The 19059-nt window shown below is 47.2% G+C and carries 19 protein-coding genes; 10 read left to right on the forward strand and 9 right to left on the reverse strand.

Annotation, left to right across the window (positions count from 1 at the left end; translation table 11 throughout):
• Window positions 1-19 precede the first annotated feature (19 nt).
• Together pseG and pseF are read right to left on the reverse strand one after the other, a co-directional pair.
• Window positions 20-1039 carry a UDP-2,4-diacetamido-2,4,6-trideoxy-beta-L-altropyranose hydrolase gene (pseG, locus tag EV690_RS02620; RefSeq protein ID WP_131911392.1) on the reverse strand — a complete coding sequence of 340 codons (1020 nt, stop codon included), beginning with the start codon at window positions 1037-1039 and terminating at the stop codon, window positions 20-22.
• A gap of 5 nt (window positions 1040-1044) precedes the next feature.
• Complete coding sequence (gene pseF / locus EV690_RS02625) at window positions 1045-1740, reverse strand: pseudaminic acid cytidylyltransferase (RefSeq protein ID WP_131911393.1); 696 nt, start codon at window positions 1738-1740, stop codon at window positions 1045-1047.
• A gap of 114 nt (window positions 1741-1854) precedes the next feature.
• Between pseF and EV690_RS02630 the strand changes: the two genes are divergently transcribed.
• The 7 genes from EV690_RS02630 to EV690_RS02660 all read left to right on the forward strand — a co-directional run bounded on the left by EV690_RS02630 (window position 1855) and on the right by EV690_RS02660 (window position 7738).
• Complete coding sequence (locus EV690_RS02630) at window positions 1855-2403, forward strand: GNAT family N-acetyltransferase (protein WP_131911394.1); 549 nt, start codon at window positions 1855-1857, stop codon at window positions 2401-2403.
• The gene (locus EV690_RS02635) at window positions 2396-2635 is read left to right on the forward strand and encodes an acyl carrier protein (RefSeq protein ID WP_131911395.1); all 240 of its coding nucleotides are present in this window, start codon (window positions 2396-2398) and stop codon (window positions 2633-2635) included. The genes EV690_RS02630 and EV690_RS02635 overlap by 8 nt, the downstream gene beginning before the upstream one ends.
• Window positions 2635-3384: an SDR family NAD(P)-dependent oxidoreductase gene (locus EV690_RS02640; protein ID WP_131911396.1), complete on the forward strand. Its 750-nt coding sequence runs from the start codon at window positions 2635-2637 to the stop codon at window positions 3382-3384. Before EV690_RS02635 ends, EV690_RS02640 begins: the two co-directional genes overlap by 1 nt.
• Window positions 3385-3389: 5 nt before the next feature.
• Complete coding sequence (locus EV690_RS02645; protein WP_224055032.1) at window positions 3390-4742, forward strand: AMP-binding protein; 1353 nt, start codon at window positions 3390-3392, stop codon at window positions 4740-4742.
• 19 nt (window positions 4743-4761) lie between these two features.
• Window positions 4762-5820, forward strand: coding sequence for a LuxE/PaaK family acyltransferase (locus tag EV690_RS02650; protein WP_131911422.1), 1059 nt, complete (start codon window positions 4762-4764; stop codon window positions 5818-5820).
• Window positions 5799-6977, forward strand: a complete 1179-nt coding sequence (locus EV690_RS02655; RefSeq protein ID WP_131911398.1) for an acyl-CoA reductase — start codon at window positions 5799-5801, stop codon at window positions 6975-6977. Before EV690_RS02650 ends, EV690_RS02655 begins: the two co-directional genes overlap by 22 nt.
• Before the next feature lie 146 nt (window positions 6978-7123).
• The gene (locus EV690_RS02660) at window positions 7124-7738 is read left to right on the forward strand and encodes a fumarylacetoacetate hydrolase family protein (protein WP_131911399.1); all 615 of its coding nucleotides are present in this window, start codon (window positions 7124-7126) and stop codon (window positions 7736-7738) included.
• 128 nt (window positions 7739-7866) lie between these two features.
• Here EV690_RS02660 and EV690_RS02665 read toward each other — a convergent pair whose 3' ends face one another.
• The 7 genes from EV690_RS02665 to hypA form a co-directional block, all read right to left on the reverse strand.
• A complete protein-coding gene (locus EV690_RS02665; protein WP_131911400.1) occupies window positions 7867-8859 on the reverse strand; it encodes a tetratricopeptide repeat protein in 993 nt (330 codons plus the stop codon).
• 125 nt (window positions 8860-8984) lie between these two features.
• The gene (locus EV690_RS02670) at window positions 8985-11060 is read right to left on the reverse strand and encodes a sigma 54-interacting transcriptional regulator (protein WP_131911401.1); all 2076 of its coding nucleotides are present in this window, start codon (window positions 11058-11060) and stop codon (window positions 8985-8987) included.
• A 206-nt stretch (window positions 11061-11266) separates the two neighbouring features.
• Window positions 11267-12283: a hydrogenase expression/formation protein HypE gene (hypE, locus tag EV690_RS02675; RefSeq protein ID WP_131911402.1), complete on the reverse strand. Its 1017-nt coding sequence runs from the start codon at window positions 12281-12283 to the stop codon at window positions 11267-11269.
• A complete protein-coding gene (gene hypD, locus EV690_RS02680) occupies window positions 12268-13398 on the reverse strand; it encodes a hydrogenase formation protein HypD (protein WP_131911403.1) in 1131 nt (376 codons plus the stop codon). The genes hypE and hypD overlap by 16 nt, the downstream gene beginning before the upstream one ends.
• Entirely contained in the window at window positions 13385-13681 is a 297-nt protein-coding gene (hypC, locus tag EV690_RS02685; RefSeq protein ID WP_131911404.1) for a HypC/HybG/HupF family hydrogenase formation chaperone, read from the reverse strand. Before hypC ends, hypD begins: the two co-directional genes overlap by 14 nt.
• Window positions 13672-14592, reverse strand: a complete 921-nt coding sequence (gene hypB, locus EV690_RS02690) for a hydrogenase nickel incorporation protein HypB (RefSeq protein WP_131911405.1) — start codon at window positions 14590-14592, stop codon at window positions 13672-13674. The genes hypC and hypB overlap by 10 nt, the downstream gene beginning before the upstream one ends.
• Window positions 14593-14635: 43 nt before the next feature.
• Window positions 14636-14980 carry a hydrogenase maturation nickel metallochaperone HypA gene (gene hypA / locus EV690_RS02695; RefSeq protein ID WP_131911406.1) on the reverse strand — a complete coding sequence of 115 codons (345 nt, stop codon included), beginning with the start codon at window positions 14978-14980 and terminating at the stop codon, window positions 14636-14638.
• 472 nt (window positions 14981-15452) lie between these two features.
• Here hypA and EV690_RS02700 point away from each other — a divergent pair, with 472 nt between their 5' ends.
• The 3 genes from EV690_RS02700 to EV690_RS02710 are packed head-to-tail and all read left to right on the forward strand — an operon-like array spanning window position 15453 to window position 19050.
• Window positions 15453-16073 carry a 4Fe-4S dicluster domain-containing protein gene (locus EV690_RS02700; protein ID WP_131911407.1) on the forward strand — a complete coding sequence of 207 codons (621 nt, stop codon included), beginning with the start codon at window positions 15453-15455 and terminating at the stop codon, window positions 16071-16073.
• On the forward strand, window positions 16070-18094 hold the full coding sequence (gene hyfB, locus EV690_RS02705) for a hydrogenase 4 subunit B (RefSeq protein ID WP_131911408.1): 2025 nt from the start codon (window positions 16070-16072) through the stop codon (window positions 18092-18094). Before EV690_RS02700 ends, hyfB begins: the two co-directional genes overlap by 4 nt.
• Before the next feature lie 11 nt (window positions 18095-18105).
• Window positions 18106-19050 (forward strand): respiratory chain complex I subunit 1 family protein, encoded by a 945-nt coding sequence (locus EV690_RS02710; RefSeq protein WP_131911409.1) that lies wholly within the window; start codon window positions 18106-18108, stop codon window positions 19048-19050.
• Window positions 19051-19059: the final 9 nt, after the last annotated feature.

The raw sequence follows: 19059 nt of genomic DNA on the forward strand, positions 1-19059 counted from the left end.
AAGTGTGGCAGAAATTTAGCTAAAACAAAGCGCTGATTAATTGTTTCGCAACTCGGTTGGCACCATAGCCATCTATGAGCCGTTGTGAGTTGTGTCGATAAACGTTAGCTTTTTGCCCTAGCTCTGCTAAGACGTTGTTGAGCACTAAAGTATTATCAAGTTGGGTAAAATCGAGTAATCGAGCCAGTTGAAAATGGTCGATGACCTGAGCATTGAAGCTTTGATTATCAACAATCGGCACCGCCAGTGTCGGCAGCCCGACACAGCATCTCTCCCACGTCATGCCACCAGCCGCGCCGATGGCAAAATCGGCCCAGTCCAGTTGTTGACTAATATTGGGGTCATGGTGAATCAGCTCAACGGCTAAGGAACATGTTTGACATAACGTCTGTAATTGCAGCCAGTCGGGATTCGCTGCACCAGCAACAATTCGCCAATGGATTGTTCGGGCTTTTTCAACTTTGTTTAAGCCAGTTAGCAGCTTGAGTGTGGCATGAACAGGATCAGCCCCCCCAAAGCAGATAAAACCGTGTTGTAACACTGCTGGATCTTGATTTTTTTTAACCGCGCGAAATTCTGGACGGATTAACGCATAGCGACCACCTAAGAGTAGCTGGCAATCGCTATTGAGCCATGGCTGGTAATCACTTTTATGGCGCAGTGGGCCCTGATCGAGTAGCCAGTTTGCTTGGTGTGTGCGGTCTGCTAGATCATCGAGTACGAGCAGTGGAAACCGGCCGTATAGTTTGCTTTCCCAACGAGCATCTAAGGCATAGTGATCGACAATCACTAAATCGGGTTGAGCGGCTTCTATGGGGGCAATATCGGCGTGTAGTTTATCGGTATGCAGTGTGCTAAACCCGTGCGCTAAAACCAGTTCATTTAAGGCAGCGGGGAGTGTTTGAGTGTAAAAACAACAGGTCACTGCCCGTTGTAATTTCTGTCCTTCGCTGACAAAAGCCTGCGCCAAAGTTAAGGCTCGCATCAGATGGCCTGTTCCAATCGCTGTTGTTGCATCCAGACGAAACAGAATCTTCATGGGCGCTATTTCTCAAAGTGTAATGCGCGAAACAGCAACTCAGCCATCTTCCAATCTTCAGGGGTATCGATATCGACGACTTTGTAGCGCGGTAGTATCAATGCTTGGCCACGTCCTTCAAAGACACTTTCGCCAGATAGCCAAGCTTCGCGGATCCCCCAATAAAATTGTCCGGCATCTTGATAGGCACTCTCAAGATCTTGGCTGCGTTTGCCGATATGCTCTAGATGGAAAGGCGTTATAAATCCCTGCTGGTCGCGTTTTAAGGCGCGCTGAATAGGATATGGATATTCGGCGGCAGAAAACACATAAGCGGCACCACTTTGCTTTAGAAGTGCCAGGGCGCGGGAGAGAGCATCGCTATCAAGTAGGGGGGAGGTTGCATAAATGCAGCAGTACACCTTATCACTAATCTGACACTCTTTTTCGAGGCGTTGGATAGTATCCAGCATCACTGGGGTGGTGCCGACGTAATCATCAGAAAGTGATGCATCTCGCAGAAATGGAACACTAGCGCCATATTGTCTGGCTACTTCAGCTATTTCTGGATCGTCAGTCGAGACCACGATATGCTCAAAACATTGACTTTGTTTGGCGGCCTCAATGGCATAACTTATCATTGGTTTGCCACAAAATTGTTTTAAGTTTTTACGCGGGATCCGTTTACTGCCACCGCGCGCAGGAATGATTGCGATCGCCATGCCAATTCCTTGTTAAAAGAGGAAGATGTTCAAGGGTAAGATATTCTTGAGCTCAGTACCAGCGTTGAACAAAAGAACCGTGCGAGAGTTGCAATTTAGGAAACGATTTAGAATATGTTAACCCCCTCTATCACGCGCTATGGCGTGAGTTTAAAACCAGTTTCGCCTGCTGACTTACCTGCTTTGCGGCGCTGGCGTAACAGTGACGAAGTGCGTTTGAATATGCTCAGCCAGACGCTCATATCACCTTCCCAGCAACGTCAATGGTATGAGCGAATTAGCAATGATGAATCGCAATGTCACTGGTGTGCCTATGTCAACAATGTCCGCACCGGCTATGCTAATTTAAAAGGGTTTGCGCAGGCTCCTCTGAGTGCTCAGCACACCGCTGACAGTGGTTTGTATCTGGGGCAAAGCTCTGTTCGTCATGGTTTGTTGGCCGCAGCCGTGGCGCTATGTCAGTTGGATGTAGCATTTGAACAATTTAAGATAGGTCAGATACAGACCCAAGTGAAAAGAGATAATAATAGTGCGATAAAACTAAACCAGATGTTAGGCTATCAACCCCAAACCAATGAAAATTATTGGGTTACCTTAACCTTAACCGCGCCATCTTATATCCGCGCGCGGCAGAATTTAATGAGATTTTTTCGTCATGTCTGAATTAATACCTTTAAATGAAGTTTTTGCGAAAGCTTTGGCTGTCGATGTCAGCCTGATTCATGATTCACTGCAATATCAGTCGATTGTGCAGTGGGATTCTGTGGCGCATATGCAACTAATTGCGGCCATTGAAGACAGTTACGATGTGATGCTCGATACCGATGACATTATCGAAATGAGCTCGGTTGCTAAAGCTCGGGAAATTCTTGCGAACTATGGAGTAACGGTGTAATGAATGCGCTTTTGCAGGGTAAACAGGCGTTTATCACCGGTGCTAGTAGTGGTATTGGCCGGGCGATAGCGGAGTTGTTTGCTGAGCATCAAGCCACATTATATCTTAATGGCCGAAATCGTGAAGTGCTGGACTCTTTGGCTGAGAAATTGCGCCAGCGTTATGGCGTGTCTGTATTTGTGCATGCCTTTGATGTAGGGGATGCTCAGGCTGTAAAAGAAGGGTTTCGCAATGTATTTGCTCAGACTAAATCGCTTGATATATTAATTAATAATGCGGGTGTGCGCATTGATTCGCTGTTGGCGATGGCGTCTAAAAATGCTCTTTCAGAGAGTTTTGCCACAAATAGTTTTGGGCCTTTTTATTGTTGCCAGTATGCAGCCCGAATGATGCGTCGAGCTGGTGGTGGCAGTATCGTCAATATGTCTTCGGGGATGGCGCTCAACGGCTACGCCGGACAAAGCGTGTATGCTGCGAGCAAGGCAGCATTAATTGGGATGAGTCGATCATTGGCTAAAGAGTTAGCGGGTGATCAGATTCGCGTGAATGCCATTGCGCCGGGTTTTATTGAGACACCGTTAGTCGCTGATTTGACTGATTCGCAACGCCTTGAACATATTCAGCAAATTTCTCTTAAACGAGCAGGAAGTGCACAGGAAGTCGCGCAGTGTGCACTATTTTTAGCCAGTGCCATGGCCAGTTATATTACCGGAGAAGTCATAAAAGTTGATGGAGGAACGCAACTTTGAACTTAGTGGAAAAGATAACGTGTCACCAAGGTGAAGCCCTTTGGCACGATGGAACATCCTTAAGTTATAAGCAGTTACTCAAACAGGCACAGTTATTGGTTCGCCAATGGGGAAAAGAACGTCAGCTTATTGTCTTGCGGGCTTACCATCGTCCGGAAACGGTTATTGTTTATCTGGCTGCATTATTGGGTCAACATCCAGTCATTCTTTTTAATCCAAAATTAAATCGCCGTACTGAACAGGCCATTTTAAAGCTCTATCAACCTAATTGGTGTTATCTGAATGGGCGTTTGCAGGGACAAAAGTTGTCTCAACAATGTCACCAATTTGATGATGATTTAGCGGTGATGCTGACAACCTCCGGTTCCACGGGAGGCGCAAAATTGGTGCAGCTCAGCCTTGAAAATATCTCCTCAAATGCAGCTTCTATTGCACAATATTTGCAAATGACACCTTCGTCTCGAGTTTTAACGGTTCTGCCACTCGCCTATTCATACGGTTTATCGTTATTAAATAGCCATTTGTGGGTGGGAGGGGCGACAGTCTTAACCGATCCAGATCCTTTAAGAACAGATTTCTGGCAACTGATGCGTGAGCAGCATATTACTCAGCTTGCCGGTGTGCCTTATAGTTACCAAATTTATGAACAGCTCCGTATCCGTCGCAGTGAGTGGCCAGCCTTAGAAGTACTGACACAGGCTGGCGGTCATATGGATAGTAACCTCGCAGAGCGCTTTGCTAACTGGGCGAGTTTGCAGGGCAAAGAATTTTTTATCATGTATGGGCAGACAGAGGCGACAGCTAGGATCGCTTATTTGCCAGCGACTCAAGTATTGGCGCGTTCGGAGAGCATCGGTGTTGCGATCCCTGGTGGAACGCTCGAGATTCATGATCAACAGAGCCGACCTCTGGGCGATAATAAAGTGGGCGAGCTCATCTATCGTGGGCCGAATGTCATGCTCGGCTACGCCGAAGAGCTTCGCGATTTGGCGCATCCGGAGCGCCCCGAGTTTCTCAAAACGGGCGATTTGGGGTATCGTGATTCGCAAGGCTTTTATTATGTCACTGGGCGGCTTAAACGGATTGTGAAGCTGGCTGGTGTGCGTACCGCGCTTGATTCGTTAGAGAGTGCTTTGGCAGCACAAGGGATCCCTGCAACCTGTTGCGGGGGGGATAATGCACTTCGTATCTCAGTGTTAATTCCAGCGCAAAAGATCAAAGTTGAATCGTATCTTCGTGAAGAGCTGCAACTGCATCCATCGTTATTTAAAGTCGCGGTGATTGCTGATTTACCTCACAACATTAACGGGAAACTAGACTATATCGGACTGGTTTCAATGATTGAAAAGGCCACATAAGAGCATCGATATGAGTCAGATGGAGAGTTTGTGGGATGCGCCAATTTATGGACTGAACCAATCTGATAAAGCTGAGCTTCTGCTCTCACGCTTAAATGGATTAAGTCAGTGGCATCGCGAGCATTGCCAAAGTTATGCCACGCTGTTGGAAAGCGCTCATGCTAGCGTGGCTGCCAATGATTATAGCGAAATTTTGCCACTTGCCGTTCAACTATTCAAACAAGTGCGGTTGTCGAGTATCACCGATGATGAAGTGTTTAAAACGATTACTTCATCAGGAACCAGCGGTTCTAAGTCACAGATTATCCTCGATAGAACAACGGCTGCACTGCAGAGCAAGGCGCTGGTGAAAATCATGCAAAGCTGGGTTGGTCGGGATCGGTTACCCATGCTGTTGATTGAGCAGAGTAATCTGATTGCTCAGCGTAGCGGCTTCTCTGCGCGGGGGGCGGGTGCATTAGGGTTGTCCTTTATGGGACGTGAACATTGCTATGCGTTAGATGAACAGATGCAACCCAATTGGCCCGTGATCAAGGCATTCGTTGCCGCGCATCAGAATCAACCGGTACTGATTTTTGGTTTTACCTTCATGCTCTGGGAATATCTGCTTAAACCGTTGATGCAGCAAGGAGTGTGTTTGGGGCTGGAACAGGCCATTATTTTTCACAGTGGGGGCTGGAAAAAACTCGAACATCTTTCGGTCAGTTCTGAGCAATTTAACCGTCACTGTGAAGCTTCCATTGGCTCCTCGTGTGTGCATAACTTTTATGGGATGGCAGAACAAACCGGGAGCATCTTTGTCAGTTGCGAGCAAGGGCATCTGCATTGCCCTATTTTTTCAGACATTCTCATTCGTGACCCGATGAACTTAGCGCCCTGTCCAATCGGTAAGCCTGGATTAATTCAGGTCTTCTCTGCTTTGGCTCAAAGCTATCCAGGGCACAGTATTTTGACCGAAGATATGGGACTTTGGTTAGGCGATGATGATTGCCCATGCGGTCGCAAAGGGCGCTATTTTAAAGTGTTAGGGCGGGAGCCAAAAGCAGAGGTGAGAGGATGCAGCGATACCTTCAGTTAACGGATGATGAGTCTGAACTCATCCAGGTTGAAGTGCCCCAAAAAGCTCAAGTGCAAACGTTAAATCTTGAGCCATTACCCTGTTATGCCCCTGTCCTGATGGAGTTCTTTACTGCGCTTAGCGATGCTTTAGGTCATTTAAGCGACGCGCCGAATGCCCGGGCGCTAGGTTTTTTTTTGCGAGCCAGAGCGCTAGAACAGGCGGTGGCTATTCGCCAACGAGAGTATTTGCGTGCTCCGCGCGGGTTGAGTTTCCATCTGGTGCCTGCGAATGTACCGATGGTGGCATTTCATTCGGCTTTTGCTTCGTTATTACAGGGTAATCCAACTATTGTGCGTTTATCTTCCCGACAATTACCCGAGCAGCAACAAGTTCTTGAAACGCTCAATCGACTATTGAGCCAAGCTCGTTGGCACTGTATTGCGCAACGGATCCGATTTGTTCGCTACCCGCACAGTGATGCATTAACCGCCGCTTTGAGCCGGCAATGCCGGAGCCGAGTGATCTGGGGAGGCGATGCAACCATTCAGCAGGTCCGAAATTATCCTATAAGCGCTGGTGCGCTGGAAGTCACATTTGCTGATCGCCAGTCATTAGCTGTCTTTGATGAGCAGAGTCTGCGTCAGATGCCTGGGCATTCTGTGCAGCTGCAATTGCAACAGCTCGCTCAAGACATTAGTCAATTTGCGCAACAATCTTGTTCATCACCCGGGGCACTGGTTTGGATTGGTACTGATAGCATATTGCGTCAGAAAACATTTGCCCAACTCTCTGGGTATATAGAGTCATCCATTTGCCGAGGAAGCACGCAGCTTGCATTGCTCCAAAAAGCTTGTTTAGAGAGGCGAATCAAAGATTATGACTATTTCGGGAACCTTGGCTGGGGACAGCTGAATAGCCTTGAACAACTGCCCCCTCGACAAGGTGGTACCGTTTATTGGCAGCAATTTGAGAGTATGGATGCATTTTTTAAGCAATCCATTAATTATCAAACCTGTGTCATTGTTGGCGGCTCTCGAGAATCCATGAAAGAGCAGTTGGTGAACGCCCCCCAAGTGATGATCGATAGGATCGTTGCCCCAGGTCAAGCGCTTGCATTTGATTGGTTATGGGACGGAGTGGATTTGCTCAGTGTGCTCTCCCGAATGATAGTTTAGTCGGGGAGTGGTTTGTTGTAATTATTTTATGAGAACAGTAGAGATAAGATTAATAAGTAAGTATTAATCTTATCTCTTTTATTAAATGTTGCAGGAGCAGATAGAGAATTAGCTAATGATTTCGAGTATCAGATGATGGAGAAAGTATGAATACTGTATTAATGGGTCAAACTCGTGTGACTCCGGGTAAAATCGTCTGTATTGGGCGTAACTATGCTGAACATATCGCTGAACTTAACAACGAAGTTCCCGATCAAATGGTTATTTTTAATAAACCAAATTCAGCGATTTCTGAACAACTGCAGAGCTTTCATCAGGAACCACTGCATTATGAATCCGAGTTAAGTTTTTTGATTCGCGACGGTCAATTCGCTGCGGTTGCCTTTGGCCTCGATCTAACTAAGCGTGGTTTGCAAAATCGTTTAAAAAGTAAGTCGCTTCCGTGGGAACGGGCAAAAGCTTTTGATGGGGCCGCTGTTTTCAGTCATTTTGTGGCGCTGGATGGCGTTGATATTAATGAGTTAAGTCTCGAGCTTGAGATTAACGGGACGCTAGTTCAGCAGGGCCATTGTCGTCAGATGATCCACTTGCCACAGGCGATGCTAGCCGAGATTAGCAGTTACACCACGCTGGATGACAACGATATTTTAATGACGGGGACGCCCAAAGGGGTAGGACCAGTCATGAAAGGGGATCGTTTTAAGGGTAAGGTCAAATGCCAAGAGAAAACATTACTGGAGGCATCTTGGCAGGCTAAATGAGTTTGAAGAACTTGCGATTGGACAGGCATTATTTCCGATATCCACTGGGCGACAATGGTTCGAGCAAAGGCAAGATCCAATTTGCCAATGGAGCTATCGTCAACACTGGCAAATACAGGAACTACACGTTAGCGATTTAGGCTTTGCGATATTTGCCAGCTAGTACTTCCTATGTGGTTAGAGCGTTTGAGTGCCAGTAAGCGTAGTAGTGGTTTAGCATGTTCTTCAAGATTGACGACTTGTTCAGGGAGTAGTTTGTTCATCAATGCCGCACGGTATGCCACAACCATGTCGTTGCGTTCAGATTCAACCATCGTAATATAAGCCCAGTAATAAGCATTTTCTAACTGATTTGGATCTTGCTGTTGTATTAATGAAAGTCGCATCGCTGCAGCAACTTGCCCATTTTGTTCGGCAACCTGTTGGTAGAATTGTTGAGCTTTTTGACTATCTTCTTTGATGCCAATCCCATGTTCATAGCAATACGCCAGATTGAGCCGTGAAAACCAGTCTTGGTTGTTCGCTCCGTGAATAAAATAACGAATGGCGGTTTCACAGTCATAGCATGGGCTGTCAGGGCAGCTATAAATAAAGCCTAGCAAACCATAAGCCGCTGGATCTTCGCGTGTTACCGATAGACTTAATTGTTCGAGAGCTTTGGCAAAATTAGGTTCACTTTTTTGAGTAAGCCAACAGCGAGCTGCCCAGCAAGCATAAGGGGATGGGATGCTCCGGGCTTTTTTTTCTAGCCAGCGCCTAGTTCGCCATTTGCGCCCTAAGACCGTAAAGCCAATATCAAAGCTCAATAACCCAAGCAGATATTGACGCCATATCCCTTGCTGATGGTAATGGCTATCAGTTGCTGGCTGGTTGCTCCAAGCGGCCAGCAGATGATCTTCGTTATGTCTGGCATGCGGATTATCTACCAAATTAGGTCCTTTACTGATTTGTACAAAATCGTGGATCACATAAATAATCACTACAAAACATACCAGTGGTACAAACAGTAGGTTGCTGCCAAGAGAGTGCAGTTCACGGATATAATAAAGCTGATACGTCTGCGTAGACGCAATTACAATGGCCGAAGCTAGCAGCAAAATGCCGACAATAATGAGTTTCATAACATGTTTAACTTAATGCAGAGAAAGCGAGACTAGCATTTTTTTTATGTCAGGCCACTAATTTTCTCTAATCGCAGTGAATCGACCTTGGCCTGAAATCACCGACAAGCATTTATGTCAGATTATCAGTAAGATCCATCACTAAAAATGGCATTTTTATCAATACCTAACCGTTTCATTCTCGAAAGCAGCGTTGTGCGCTTGATACCCAGTTTTTGCGCCGCTCCTCGCGGACCTGCCACAATCCCATTCGTTGCTTTTAAAGCGCTAATAATCTGGTCGTACTGATGATGCTCTGGTTTAGGGGGCGGAGCGACTTGATGGGAAAATGAGGCGAAGTCCGATTCGCTTTGAATATTTAGCTCCGGTGGCAAGCAGAGTTCCCGTCCTGGTGAGAGTAAGACGGCGCGCTCGACGACATTTTCTAATTCGCGAACATTGCCAGGCCACGGATGCTGTTGGAGCTGGTGGAGCACTTTGGCTGGAATACTGTTGATCTCTCGACCGAGGCGACGAGCCGCTTTAAAGGCAAAAAACTTAACGAGCGTTGGAATGTCTTCAAGGCGTTCACGAAGAGGAGGTAAACGGACCGGAAAGACATTCAGCCGATAGAATAAATCACTACGGAAACTTTTATCTTCGACCATCTGTTTGAGGTCTCGATTGGTTGCGGCAATGAGCCGTACATTGACTTGAATCAGTTTACTTCCGCCGAGTCTTTCAAACTCTTGCTCTTGGAGTACTCGTAACAGTTTCGGTTGTAGTTCAAGTGGCATATCGCCTATTTCATCTAAAAACAAACTGCTTTGATGTGCTAACTCAAAACGCCCGGCGCGGCTGGTACTGGCACCAGTAAATGCGCCTTTTTCATGACCAAAGAGATCGCTCTCTAACAAGCCTGCTGGCATCGCTGCACAGTTCATTTTGATCATGCGTTTTTCATTGCGTGGACTTAGTTGATGGATTGCTTTGGCAAATAGCTCTTTACCGGTGCCGGTTTCTCCCAGTAGTAATACACTACAATCAGTTTTGGCGACAAGCTCTATTTGCTTCATCACATTGCTGATAGCCGAGCTGCGGCCAATAATCTGATCAAATTGATGATCAATCTGGTCGATTTGTTCACTTAAATAGTGGTTCTCATGTACTAACTGCTCTTTAAGCGATTTAATTTGTTGATACGCAAGGGCATTATCGATAGCGATGCCGACTCGTTCCGCAATTTGCTCCAGTAGTGCTAGTCGGTTCTGACTAAAGCTATCGGTATTTGGCTCGCCGTGCGCCACTTTTAAAACGCCACACACCTTACCAGCATAAATAATGGGTAATAACCCTAATTGATGAGACAGTGCTGGCCATAGCTCGAATAATTTTTGTTCGGATAGGGCCATGTCCTCATCGTTGTTGAGCGAGTGCAGGGAGCGTTTGGCATGTTCAAAAACTTGGCGACTCGGACTTTTTTTGCTCAGTGACCGGTGCTCACATAGTGATATTTCTTGGTCATTAAAAAAGAAGGTACTGTAGCTGATATTATGTTTGGGCTTGTTATCAGGCAAAGTAATGGTGATGGCATCGAGCGCAAAATAGCGGTGGATTTCCCGAGCTATTTGTAAAATGACCTTATCTAGCTCTCGCTGAGCAAGCACTGAGTTGGTCACATTGACTAAAACGTGAAAGTCATCACGCTGTCGACACAACTGGCGTTCTTGATAGCGCAGTTCAACGTGTGATTGTAGATGGGCCAGAGCAATTGATAGTGAGTGGGTGAGTACTTGGGCGTCTTTAAATGGCTTCTCACTCAAGATTTCACATAAATTATAACGCCCCTTATTATCGACCAACGGGAGCGCGGTATAGTAGTTAAATTCAGGGTAGTTGACTTGGCGAAATAATGCCGGATAACGTTTAACGAATTCGTCGTAGCTCAACTCAAGCGGTTGTCGAGTGGTCTGAATTTGATGAAGCGGGCCATTTTCAAATAACTCTGACTGTTCCAAGCTGCGGTATTGAGGGTCATAAATGTGCCAACTCAATTGCTCAGCAGTAGAAACGAGTAAGGTCGGTTGGCCGTGCGCTGGGTGTGTGGCTAGCTTTTGCTGCAAGCATCCCAGGAAATCCTCAATCGTAAATTGCTCAAGGAGCTGATGAGTCAAATCCAGCCAAAATGTCGATTGTGTATGATCGTTGGTCGTTATGAACATGACTCTCTCGCTGAAACATGAATGAGCATTGGACAAGTGCCTTAACTAACCGATGACACGCAATATTTAAGGCAATGGATTCGATAACAGATGATCAGATGATATTGAGTCGCCTACTTCATCACCGCGAAATCAGCTGCATCTACAAAGCCATATTGTTTGTCAGGTATTATAATGATTTGAGTTGTTCAATAACCTAAACTCGATCAACAAATACGTGGAAGAGGTTCAAAATAGGGCAGCTCTAAAGAGCGAGTTACACCATAAGCACCTTTGAGGCGAACCCCTGGTTTTTCCTGCACTTGGCCAATAACGGTGGCGTTGGCTCCCAGAGGGTGGTTGTGCAGCTGTGTTAAAACCTGCGTGGTCGCGCTATTTTTACAGATAATAATTAATTTGCCTTCATTGGCAAGGTTCAATGGCTCAAGCCCCAGTAGCTCACACATTCCCCGAACGGCGTCACTAACGGGCAAGAGTACTTCGCTGACTTCAAAACCTAAACCACTGGTTTTCGCAAATTCATGCAAAATAGCATTCACGCCGCCGCGGGTTGCATCTCTTAAGGTATGAACGCCAGCTATGTGCACGAGCGGTTCAACCAATGGCCAGAGGACCGCACAGTCACTTTGCAGGGCATCGCCTAGGCCTAAATTTTCGCGCTGATTTAAAATCGCGCCACCATGGTCGCCTAGTGTGCCAGTGACAATGATGTCATCTCCTGCGGTAATTTGTTCCATGCCCCAGTGCGTTCGTGGGTCGATGAAGCCAATCCCGGTGGTGTTGATAAATAGTTTATCGGCATTGCCGCGGCCAACTACTTTCGTATCGCCAGTGACAATTTGAATATTGGCTTGTCGAGCCGTATGCGCCATGCTTTGAATAATTTTTTCTAAACGCGCAATAGCCAGCCCTTCTTCCAAAATGAGGCTGCAGGTCAGATACTGAGGGCGTGCTCCGCCGACGGCCAAATCATTCGCGGTCCCACAAATAGCTAATTTACCGATATCACCGCCGGGAAATTCCAGGGGATCAATCACAAAACTGTCAGTGGTCATGGCTAAAGTGCCTGATTCGCTATTCATTGATGAGAGTGCGATTCGAGCCTGGTCTTCGCCACGGCGTAAATAGGGATTATCAAATTGCTTAACGAGCAGATTTTCAATTAATTGACCCATTGCCTGACCACCACTGCCGTGCGCCAGGGTAATTACATCGTTGGACATTCATCCTCCAAAGCATATTGATAACAGGCTGCACATGCGCCTTCTGATGATACCATTAGTGCACCAACTGGTTGTTTGGGTGAGCATTGTTTGGCAAATAACGGGCACTGTTGAGGTTTACATTTGCCGGTGAGAACATCGCCACAGCGAGCGCCACACTGTTCGCTGACCTCATACTGATGCGGGGTAAATTGCTTTTCAGCATCAAATTGGGCAAATTCATCACGAAAGCGCATTCCTGATTTAGCAATACTACCCAATCCGCGCCATTGGCTCGATGCTTTGAGTGTAAATACTTTCGCAATCGCTGCTTGAGCTTGACGGTTGCCTTCACTTAGCACCACTCGAGCATATTGATTCTCAACTTCGCATCGATCTTGGACTATCTGTTCGACAATCATCAAGACGCTCTGGAGCATATCAACGGGTTCAAAGCCACTGACCACGAATGGGCAGTGATACTGCTGACATAAGCCCTGATATGCGTCTGCGCCGATCACCATCGATACATGGCCCGGTCCAAGTAACGCATCAATTTGTTGATCGGGTTCGCTGAGTAGTTCTTTGAGTGTGGGAATGATGGTGATGTGCTGACAAAATCCAAAGAGATTGGAGAGTTTCAGCGCCTTGGCTTTGATGAAGGTCATGGCTGTAGCAGGCATGGTGGTTTCAAAACCCAATGCAAAGAAGACCACTGGCCGTGATGGATTCTCTTGTGCAATTTTAAGTGCGTCGAGTGGTGAATAGATCATCCGTACATCAGCGCCTTCACGACGGGCATCGAGTAGCGAACCATGGCTGCCAGGAACTCGCATGGCATCTCCAAAGGTTAAAAAAATCACCTCTTTGTGATGGGCTATTTCGATGCAGCTGTCGATACGTCCCATCGGCAAAACACAGACAGGACACCCCGGTCCATGGATGAAATCGATACTTTCGGGGAGCAGTTTATCGAGACCAAAGCGAAAAATAGCGTGAGTATGTCCGCCACAGACTTCCATAATTCGCAGCGGTGCACGCGCATTGTACTGACTGAGTGTTTCCATCCTTGCATTGATTAATGCGAGTGTTTTTTGAACCATATCCGCATCGCGATATTCATCAATCCAGCGCATGGCTGCCCCCGCCATTATTTAAAAAGGCACCGACATCACTTTCCAGCTCACTCATTGCCTCAAGCGTTGCAAGCGTTTCTTTTGCTTGTTGCTCATCCAATACGCTCATGGCAAAACCAACATGCACCAATACCCATTGACCGAGCCGAGATTGACCACTTTCATCGGTGGCACCAATGAGTGAGAGATCGACTTCGCGTCGAGCACCACCTACGGCAATGATGCCGATATCTGGCTGGGTATTATCGAGTGCGATGAGCTGTGCCGGTGTCCCTATGCACATTGTTGGGCCTCCAACCAGCTCATCCACTCATCCATTCCTTCACCGGTAGTGGTGCTAATCGGGATAATGGTTAATTCAGGATTGACCTGATGAGCATACTCCATACATTGTTTTAGATCGAAATCGACATGTTCTAATAGGTCAGCTTTATTGATCAGTAGCAATGATGATGCGGCAAACATATGCGGATATTTTAGTGGTTTATCTTCACCTTCGGTCACTGATAGCAACACAACTTTGTGTTTTTCACCTAAATCAAAATCAGCAGGGCACACCAAGTTCCCAACATTTTCGATAAACACATAGCTGTGATCGCTGGGTTCAAGACGATGCAGTGCGTCGTGGATCATTTGGGCATCGAGATGGCACCCTTTTCCCGTGTTGATCTGTAGTGCTGGTGCCCCAGTGGCTTCAATCCGATGCGCATCGTTTTGGGTCTGTTGATCGCCTTCAATCACGTAGCAAGAGTGCTCAGGTAAAAGTCTTTTGAGCGTTTCTACTAGTAAAGAGGTTTTGCCAGAACCGGGGCTCGAGACAAAATTGAGCGCACACTGTTGGTGGCTGGCAAAATGTTCACGGTTGTGAGCCGCTTGCTGATTGTTTTTAGCCAGCACTTGCTGCTCGATATTGATGGTGCGTTTGACCCCTTGGGTCATGTTTTGCGGTGGTTGTTCTGAGGGCAGCGTGTCCACATGATAATGAATATGGTGGTGAACATCACCATGGTGATAATAGTGATGGTGGACTTCGATATAATTGGCTTTTGGGTGCGAGCCATCGGGGTGATGATGGTGATGTTGGGCATGAACATCGCAATGATGATGTTCATGTTCATGTTCATGATCATGTTCGTGATGATCGCTGCCAGACATGGTGACACCGCCTTCACTACAACCGCAAGTACTGCACATATTAGATCCTTAAAGACCGCTACGTCTTTTTATCAATAACGATTTAAATGATTTCGATTCGTTCGATGGTGACATCATTGTCTGCATCGATATTCAGATCATGACTGCCACAATGAGGGCAGACTTTCACCAATGACGAAAGTAGTTCGATTTCTTTTTGGCAGTGGTTACAAAAACAATGAGCGACTTGTAGCTCTAGATGCAGTTTGCAGCCTTCAGCCAGCGTTTCCCGACAGACCAGCTCAAAACAAAAATTCATAGCGGCTGGTTCAATACACGAAAAAGCACCCACTCTTAACCAGACATCGGTAATGGCTCTGGCGCCATTGGCGCAAGCATATTGCTCAACTGTTTCGATGGTTTGTTGACAAAGCGTAATTTCATGCATGGAACGTCTCGAAAAACAAAAAATAATCTAACGCTGATATAGCAAAACCAGTGCCAAGCACTCCATAGATCATGTTACGCCAAGCCTGTGGCTGTCGATTTGATACGTGACAAGTTCTTTTTGAATGCCTCTCTTAACTTATTAAGATAATGAAATAAAAGGATTTTTATTTATTTTTATCAGGTTGGTGCGAAAAATGCTGTATCTACTAAGAAATATGATTTGCTGTGATACACGACGTCAAGTTCGCAGCAAAAGAACGACCCATAAGCTGTGAGCGAGCAGGTCTTTAAATGCTGGCTAAACCCCGTCAGCTGTATGCTGACTCATAGTTTAAGGCTCAGGCGTTAATGCTATGGAAAATGACGTAGGTATGTCGACAGAAATGTCATCTTTGGTGATCTCGTCAAAAATGACGAGCACTCGAACACCTTTCCCAGAAGTGACGTCAGATTAAGCAAAGAGAGAGATTATGAACCGTTTTGTAATTGCTGATCCGAGCTTGTGTATCGGCTGCAATACCTGTGTGGCGGCGTGTTCCCAAACACATCTCCAACAAGGATTGCAGGGTGAACCCAGGTTAAAGGTGATGCGCACTGAGCAGGAATCTGCTCCGCAAATGTGTCATCAGTGTGAAGATGCTCCGTGTGCGACTGTTTGTCCGGTGGGGGCTATCCGCCGAGAAAATAATGCCATTGTTCTTAACGAGAGCTTGTGCATTGGCTGTAAGTTGTGTGCCATTGCCTGTCCATTTGGTGCGATTACCTTAAGTGGTTCCCGACCCGTGGATATTCCCGATGATGTCGCAACTGATAAAGCGCCTTTGCCTGAGCGTGAAGCCCGCCCGGTAAGTCCATTATTGGATTGGCGCAAAGGGGTCCGTTCAGTCGCAGTGAAATGTGATCTCTGTGCCTTTAGTGAGCAAGGCCCGGCATGTATCGCCACTTGTCCAACTGGGGCCATTATTGAAGTGAGCGATGCCGCTATCGCCCAATCGAATGAGCGTAAACGCATCCAAGGCGCGCTGCCTCAATCGAATCAAATGACGATCACTTCATGGCAAGATCAGCCTGTTTCAGGAGGGCGAAAATGAATCATTCATTAGCCTTGCTTATATTTGCCCTCGGCCTATTTATGTTTAGTGCGCTGGTATCGCTGTGTTTGCCAAAATTAGAAGCCTTGGCGATTCGTTTAAGCGGCAGTTTAACCGCGATTGCAGGCGTGGTTGCCATTGTCGCTATCTGGCCGGTGCTGATTCACGCGCAAGTTGTGAGTGCCCAATGGGCTGGCCCTTTTGCTGAGTTTGCCCATCTCACTGTGCGTTTGGATGCTCTGGCAGCCTTCATGGTGCTGGTGATTAGTCTGTTGGCGACCATCTCTGCGATTTATTCTATTGGCTATCTTCAGCATTATCGAGGGCGTGGCGCTTGGGCGTTGGGCTTTTTTATGAATATCTTTATCGCCTCGATGATTGCCCTGGTGGTTGTTGATAATGCCTTTTATTTCATCGTGTTGTTCGAGGCTATGTCCTTGTCATCCTATTTCTTGGTGATTGGCGAACAAGATGAATCCTCAGTCAGCGCGGGCTTTTTATATTTTCTGATTGCCCACGCCGGTTCTGTGCTCATTATGCTGTCGTTCTTTTTGATGTATCGCGGTACCGGGAGCCTTGATTTTGCCTCGTTTCGACAATTTCACCCCGGAGCGCTGCAAGGCTCAATTATCTTTTTGTTAGCCTTCTTTGGTTTCGGCGCCAAAGCGGGGATGTTGCCACTGCATGGTTGGCTCCCTCGTGCGCATCCCGCAGCTCCATCCCACGCATCGGCCATGATGTCGGGAGTGATGGTCAAAATCGGTATCTTCGGGATCATCAAAGTGGGGATTGATTTACTCGGCGCGCAGCAAGCATGGTGGGGTGTGGTGGTCTTGGCTTTTGGTGCCGTCTCTTCGGTACTGGGTGTGCTTTATGCGCTTGCTGAACATGACATTAAACGGCTGCTTGCCTACCACACAGTTGAAAATATCGGCATTATTTTGATGGGCGTTGGTGCCGGCATGATCGGTATGGCGACCCACCATCCGCTATTGGCATTGATTGGCCTGCTTGGCGCGCTATATCACACCATTAACCATGCGGTATTTAAAGGGTTGTTATTCCTTGGTGCCGGTGCGGTGATTGAGCAGGTGCACACCAAGAATATGGAAAAAATGGGCGGATTAGCTAAGCGCATGCCACATACGGCCTTAGCCTTTTTAATCGGCTGTATGGCGATTGCCGCACTGCCACCACTCAATGGTTTTGTCAGTGAATGGTTCACCTATCAATCGTTATTCTCTTTAGCTTTACATCATCATATGTGGCTGCAGCTGGCTGGGGCTATCGGCATTATTTTGCTGGCAATCACCGGCGCTTTGGCGGCGATGTGTTTTGTCAAAGTCTATGGTGTGAGTTTTTGTGGTCGAGCGAAAAGTGAAGCGGCCCAGAATGCTCATGAAGAAGCACTCAGCATGCGTATTGCGATGGGACTGTTGGCTCTGCTGTGTATTGTGTTGGGACTTGGCGCCTGGAAAATTGCACCGGTATTAACCGCAGTTGCTGCGCAACTGGTTCATAGCTCTAGCACAACGATTGCAGCGGGCTCACTAGCTGTCATGCCCGGTAGTCACGCCCTGACTGCACTGAATGCACCATTATTATTTGTGTTGTTGTTAGCTCTACCATTATTACCACTGATCATTGCCAGTGTGTTACGCCAAGGACGTCTTGGGTTTCGTCGGCGTGGTGACCCATGGGCTTGCGGTTATGGTTATGAGCAAGAGATGGCGATCTCCGCCGGCGGTTTTGCTCAGCCCCTGCGCGTTTTCTTTAGCGGTTTGTATCAACTGCGTCAAACCCTTGATCCCTCCCCCATACTACATCGTTGTTTAAATGCTGCACAGCGCGGGGCTGCCTTTATCGAGCCTAGCTTTGATAACTATCTGGTGATGCCTGTGGTTCGAGGGACGCAGCGCCTGAGTCGGGTTGTGCAATGGATCCAGTTCGGTGACTTTCGTGCCTATTGCTTGTATGTGGTCGCGGCCCTGTTGATTTTACTGTTTGCGGTCATGCTTTAGGGAGAAACACTATGACTTATCATTCTCTGTGGTTTCCTCTGTTATGTGGATTCATTCAGGCGGTTATGCTGCTGGTTCTAGCACCATTTTTCGCCGGCTTATCCCGAGTGCTACGCGCCAAAATGCACTCTCGCAAGGGACCGCCTATCTGGCAGGAATACCGCGATCTGTTCAAATTAATGGCCCGTCAGGAAGTCGCGCCGAGTGACAGCGGTACTGCTTTTCGAATAGCACCGTTTATTCTGCTGGGCACGCTTTTGGTGATTGCCATGGCATTGCCAATGCTGACGGTGCAATCGCCGTTTTTTGCCGGGGGAGACATTATCACGCTGATCTACCTGTTTGCCATTTTCCGCTTTTTCTTTGCTCTGGCCGGACTTGATTCGGGGAGCCCATTTGCTGGAATAGGTGCAAGCCGTGAGATGAATTTAGGGGTGTTGGTTGAACCCACTTTAATGCTCTCCATGATAGTGGTCGCTTTAATTGCTGGCTCGACCAATATTTCGTTGATTAGCCATACCTTAGCTCAGAGTTGGCAGTTTCCGACAGCTACCGTTCTGGCGTTAATTGCCTGTGCTTTTGCGGCGTTTATCGAGATGGGCAAAATTCCGTTTGATGTGGCCGAAGCTGAGCAGGAACTCCAAGAAGGTCCTCTCAGTGAATACTCGGGGGTAGGTTTGGCTTTGATGAAATGGAGCCTAAGCCTTAAACAGGTTGTGGTTGCCGCATTATTTCTGGCCATTTTTATTCCATTTGGCAAAAGCGTTTCGCCCTCATTCATCGGTGTTCTCGGTGGTTTTGTGGCGCTGCTCATTAAATTAGTAGTGGTCTTTGTGCTGGCAGCTCTGGTTGAGAATGCCATGGCCCGAGGCCGGTTTTTGCTAACCGATCGGGTGACCTGGCTGGGATTTGGAATCGCCGCTTTGGCCTTCGTATTTTTCCTGACTGGGATTTAAGCTAAGGAG

Source organism: Celerinatantimonas diazotrophica (assembly GCF_004339545.1).
Classification (GTDB): Bacteria; Pseudomonadota; Gammaproteobacteria; order Enterobacterales; family Celerinatantimonadaceae; genus Celerinatantimonas; species Celerinatantimonas diazotrophica.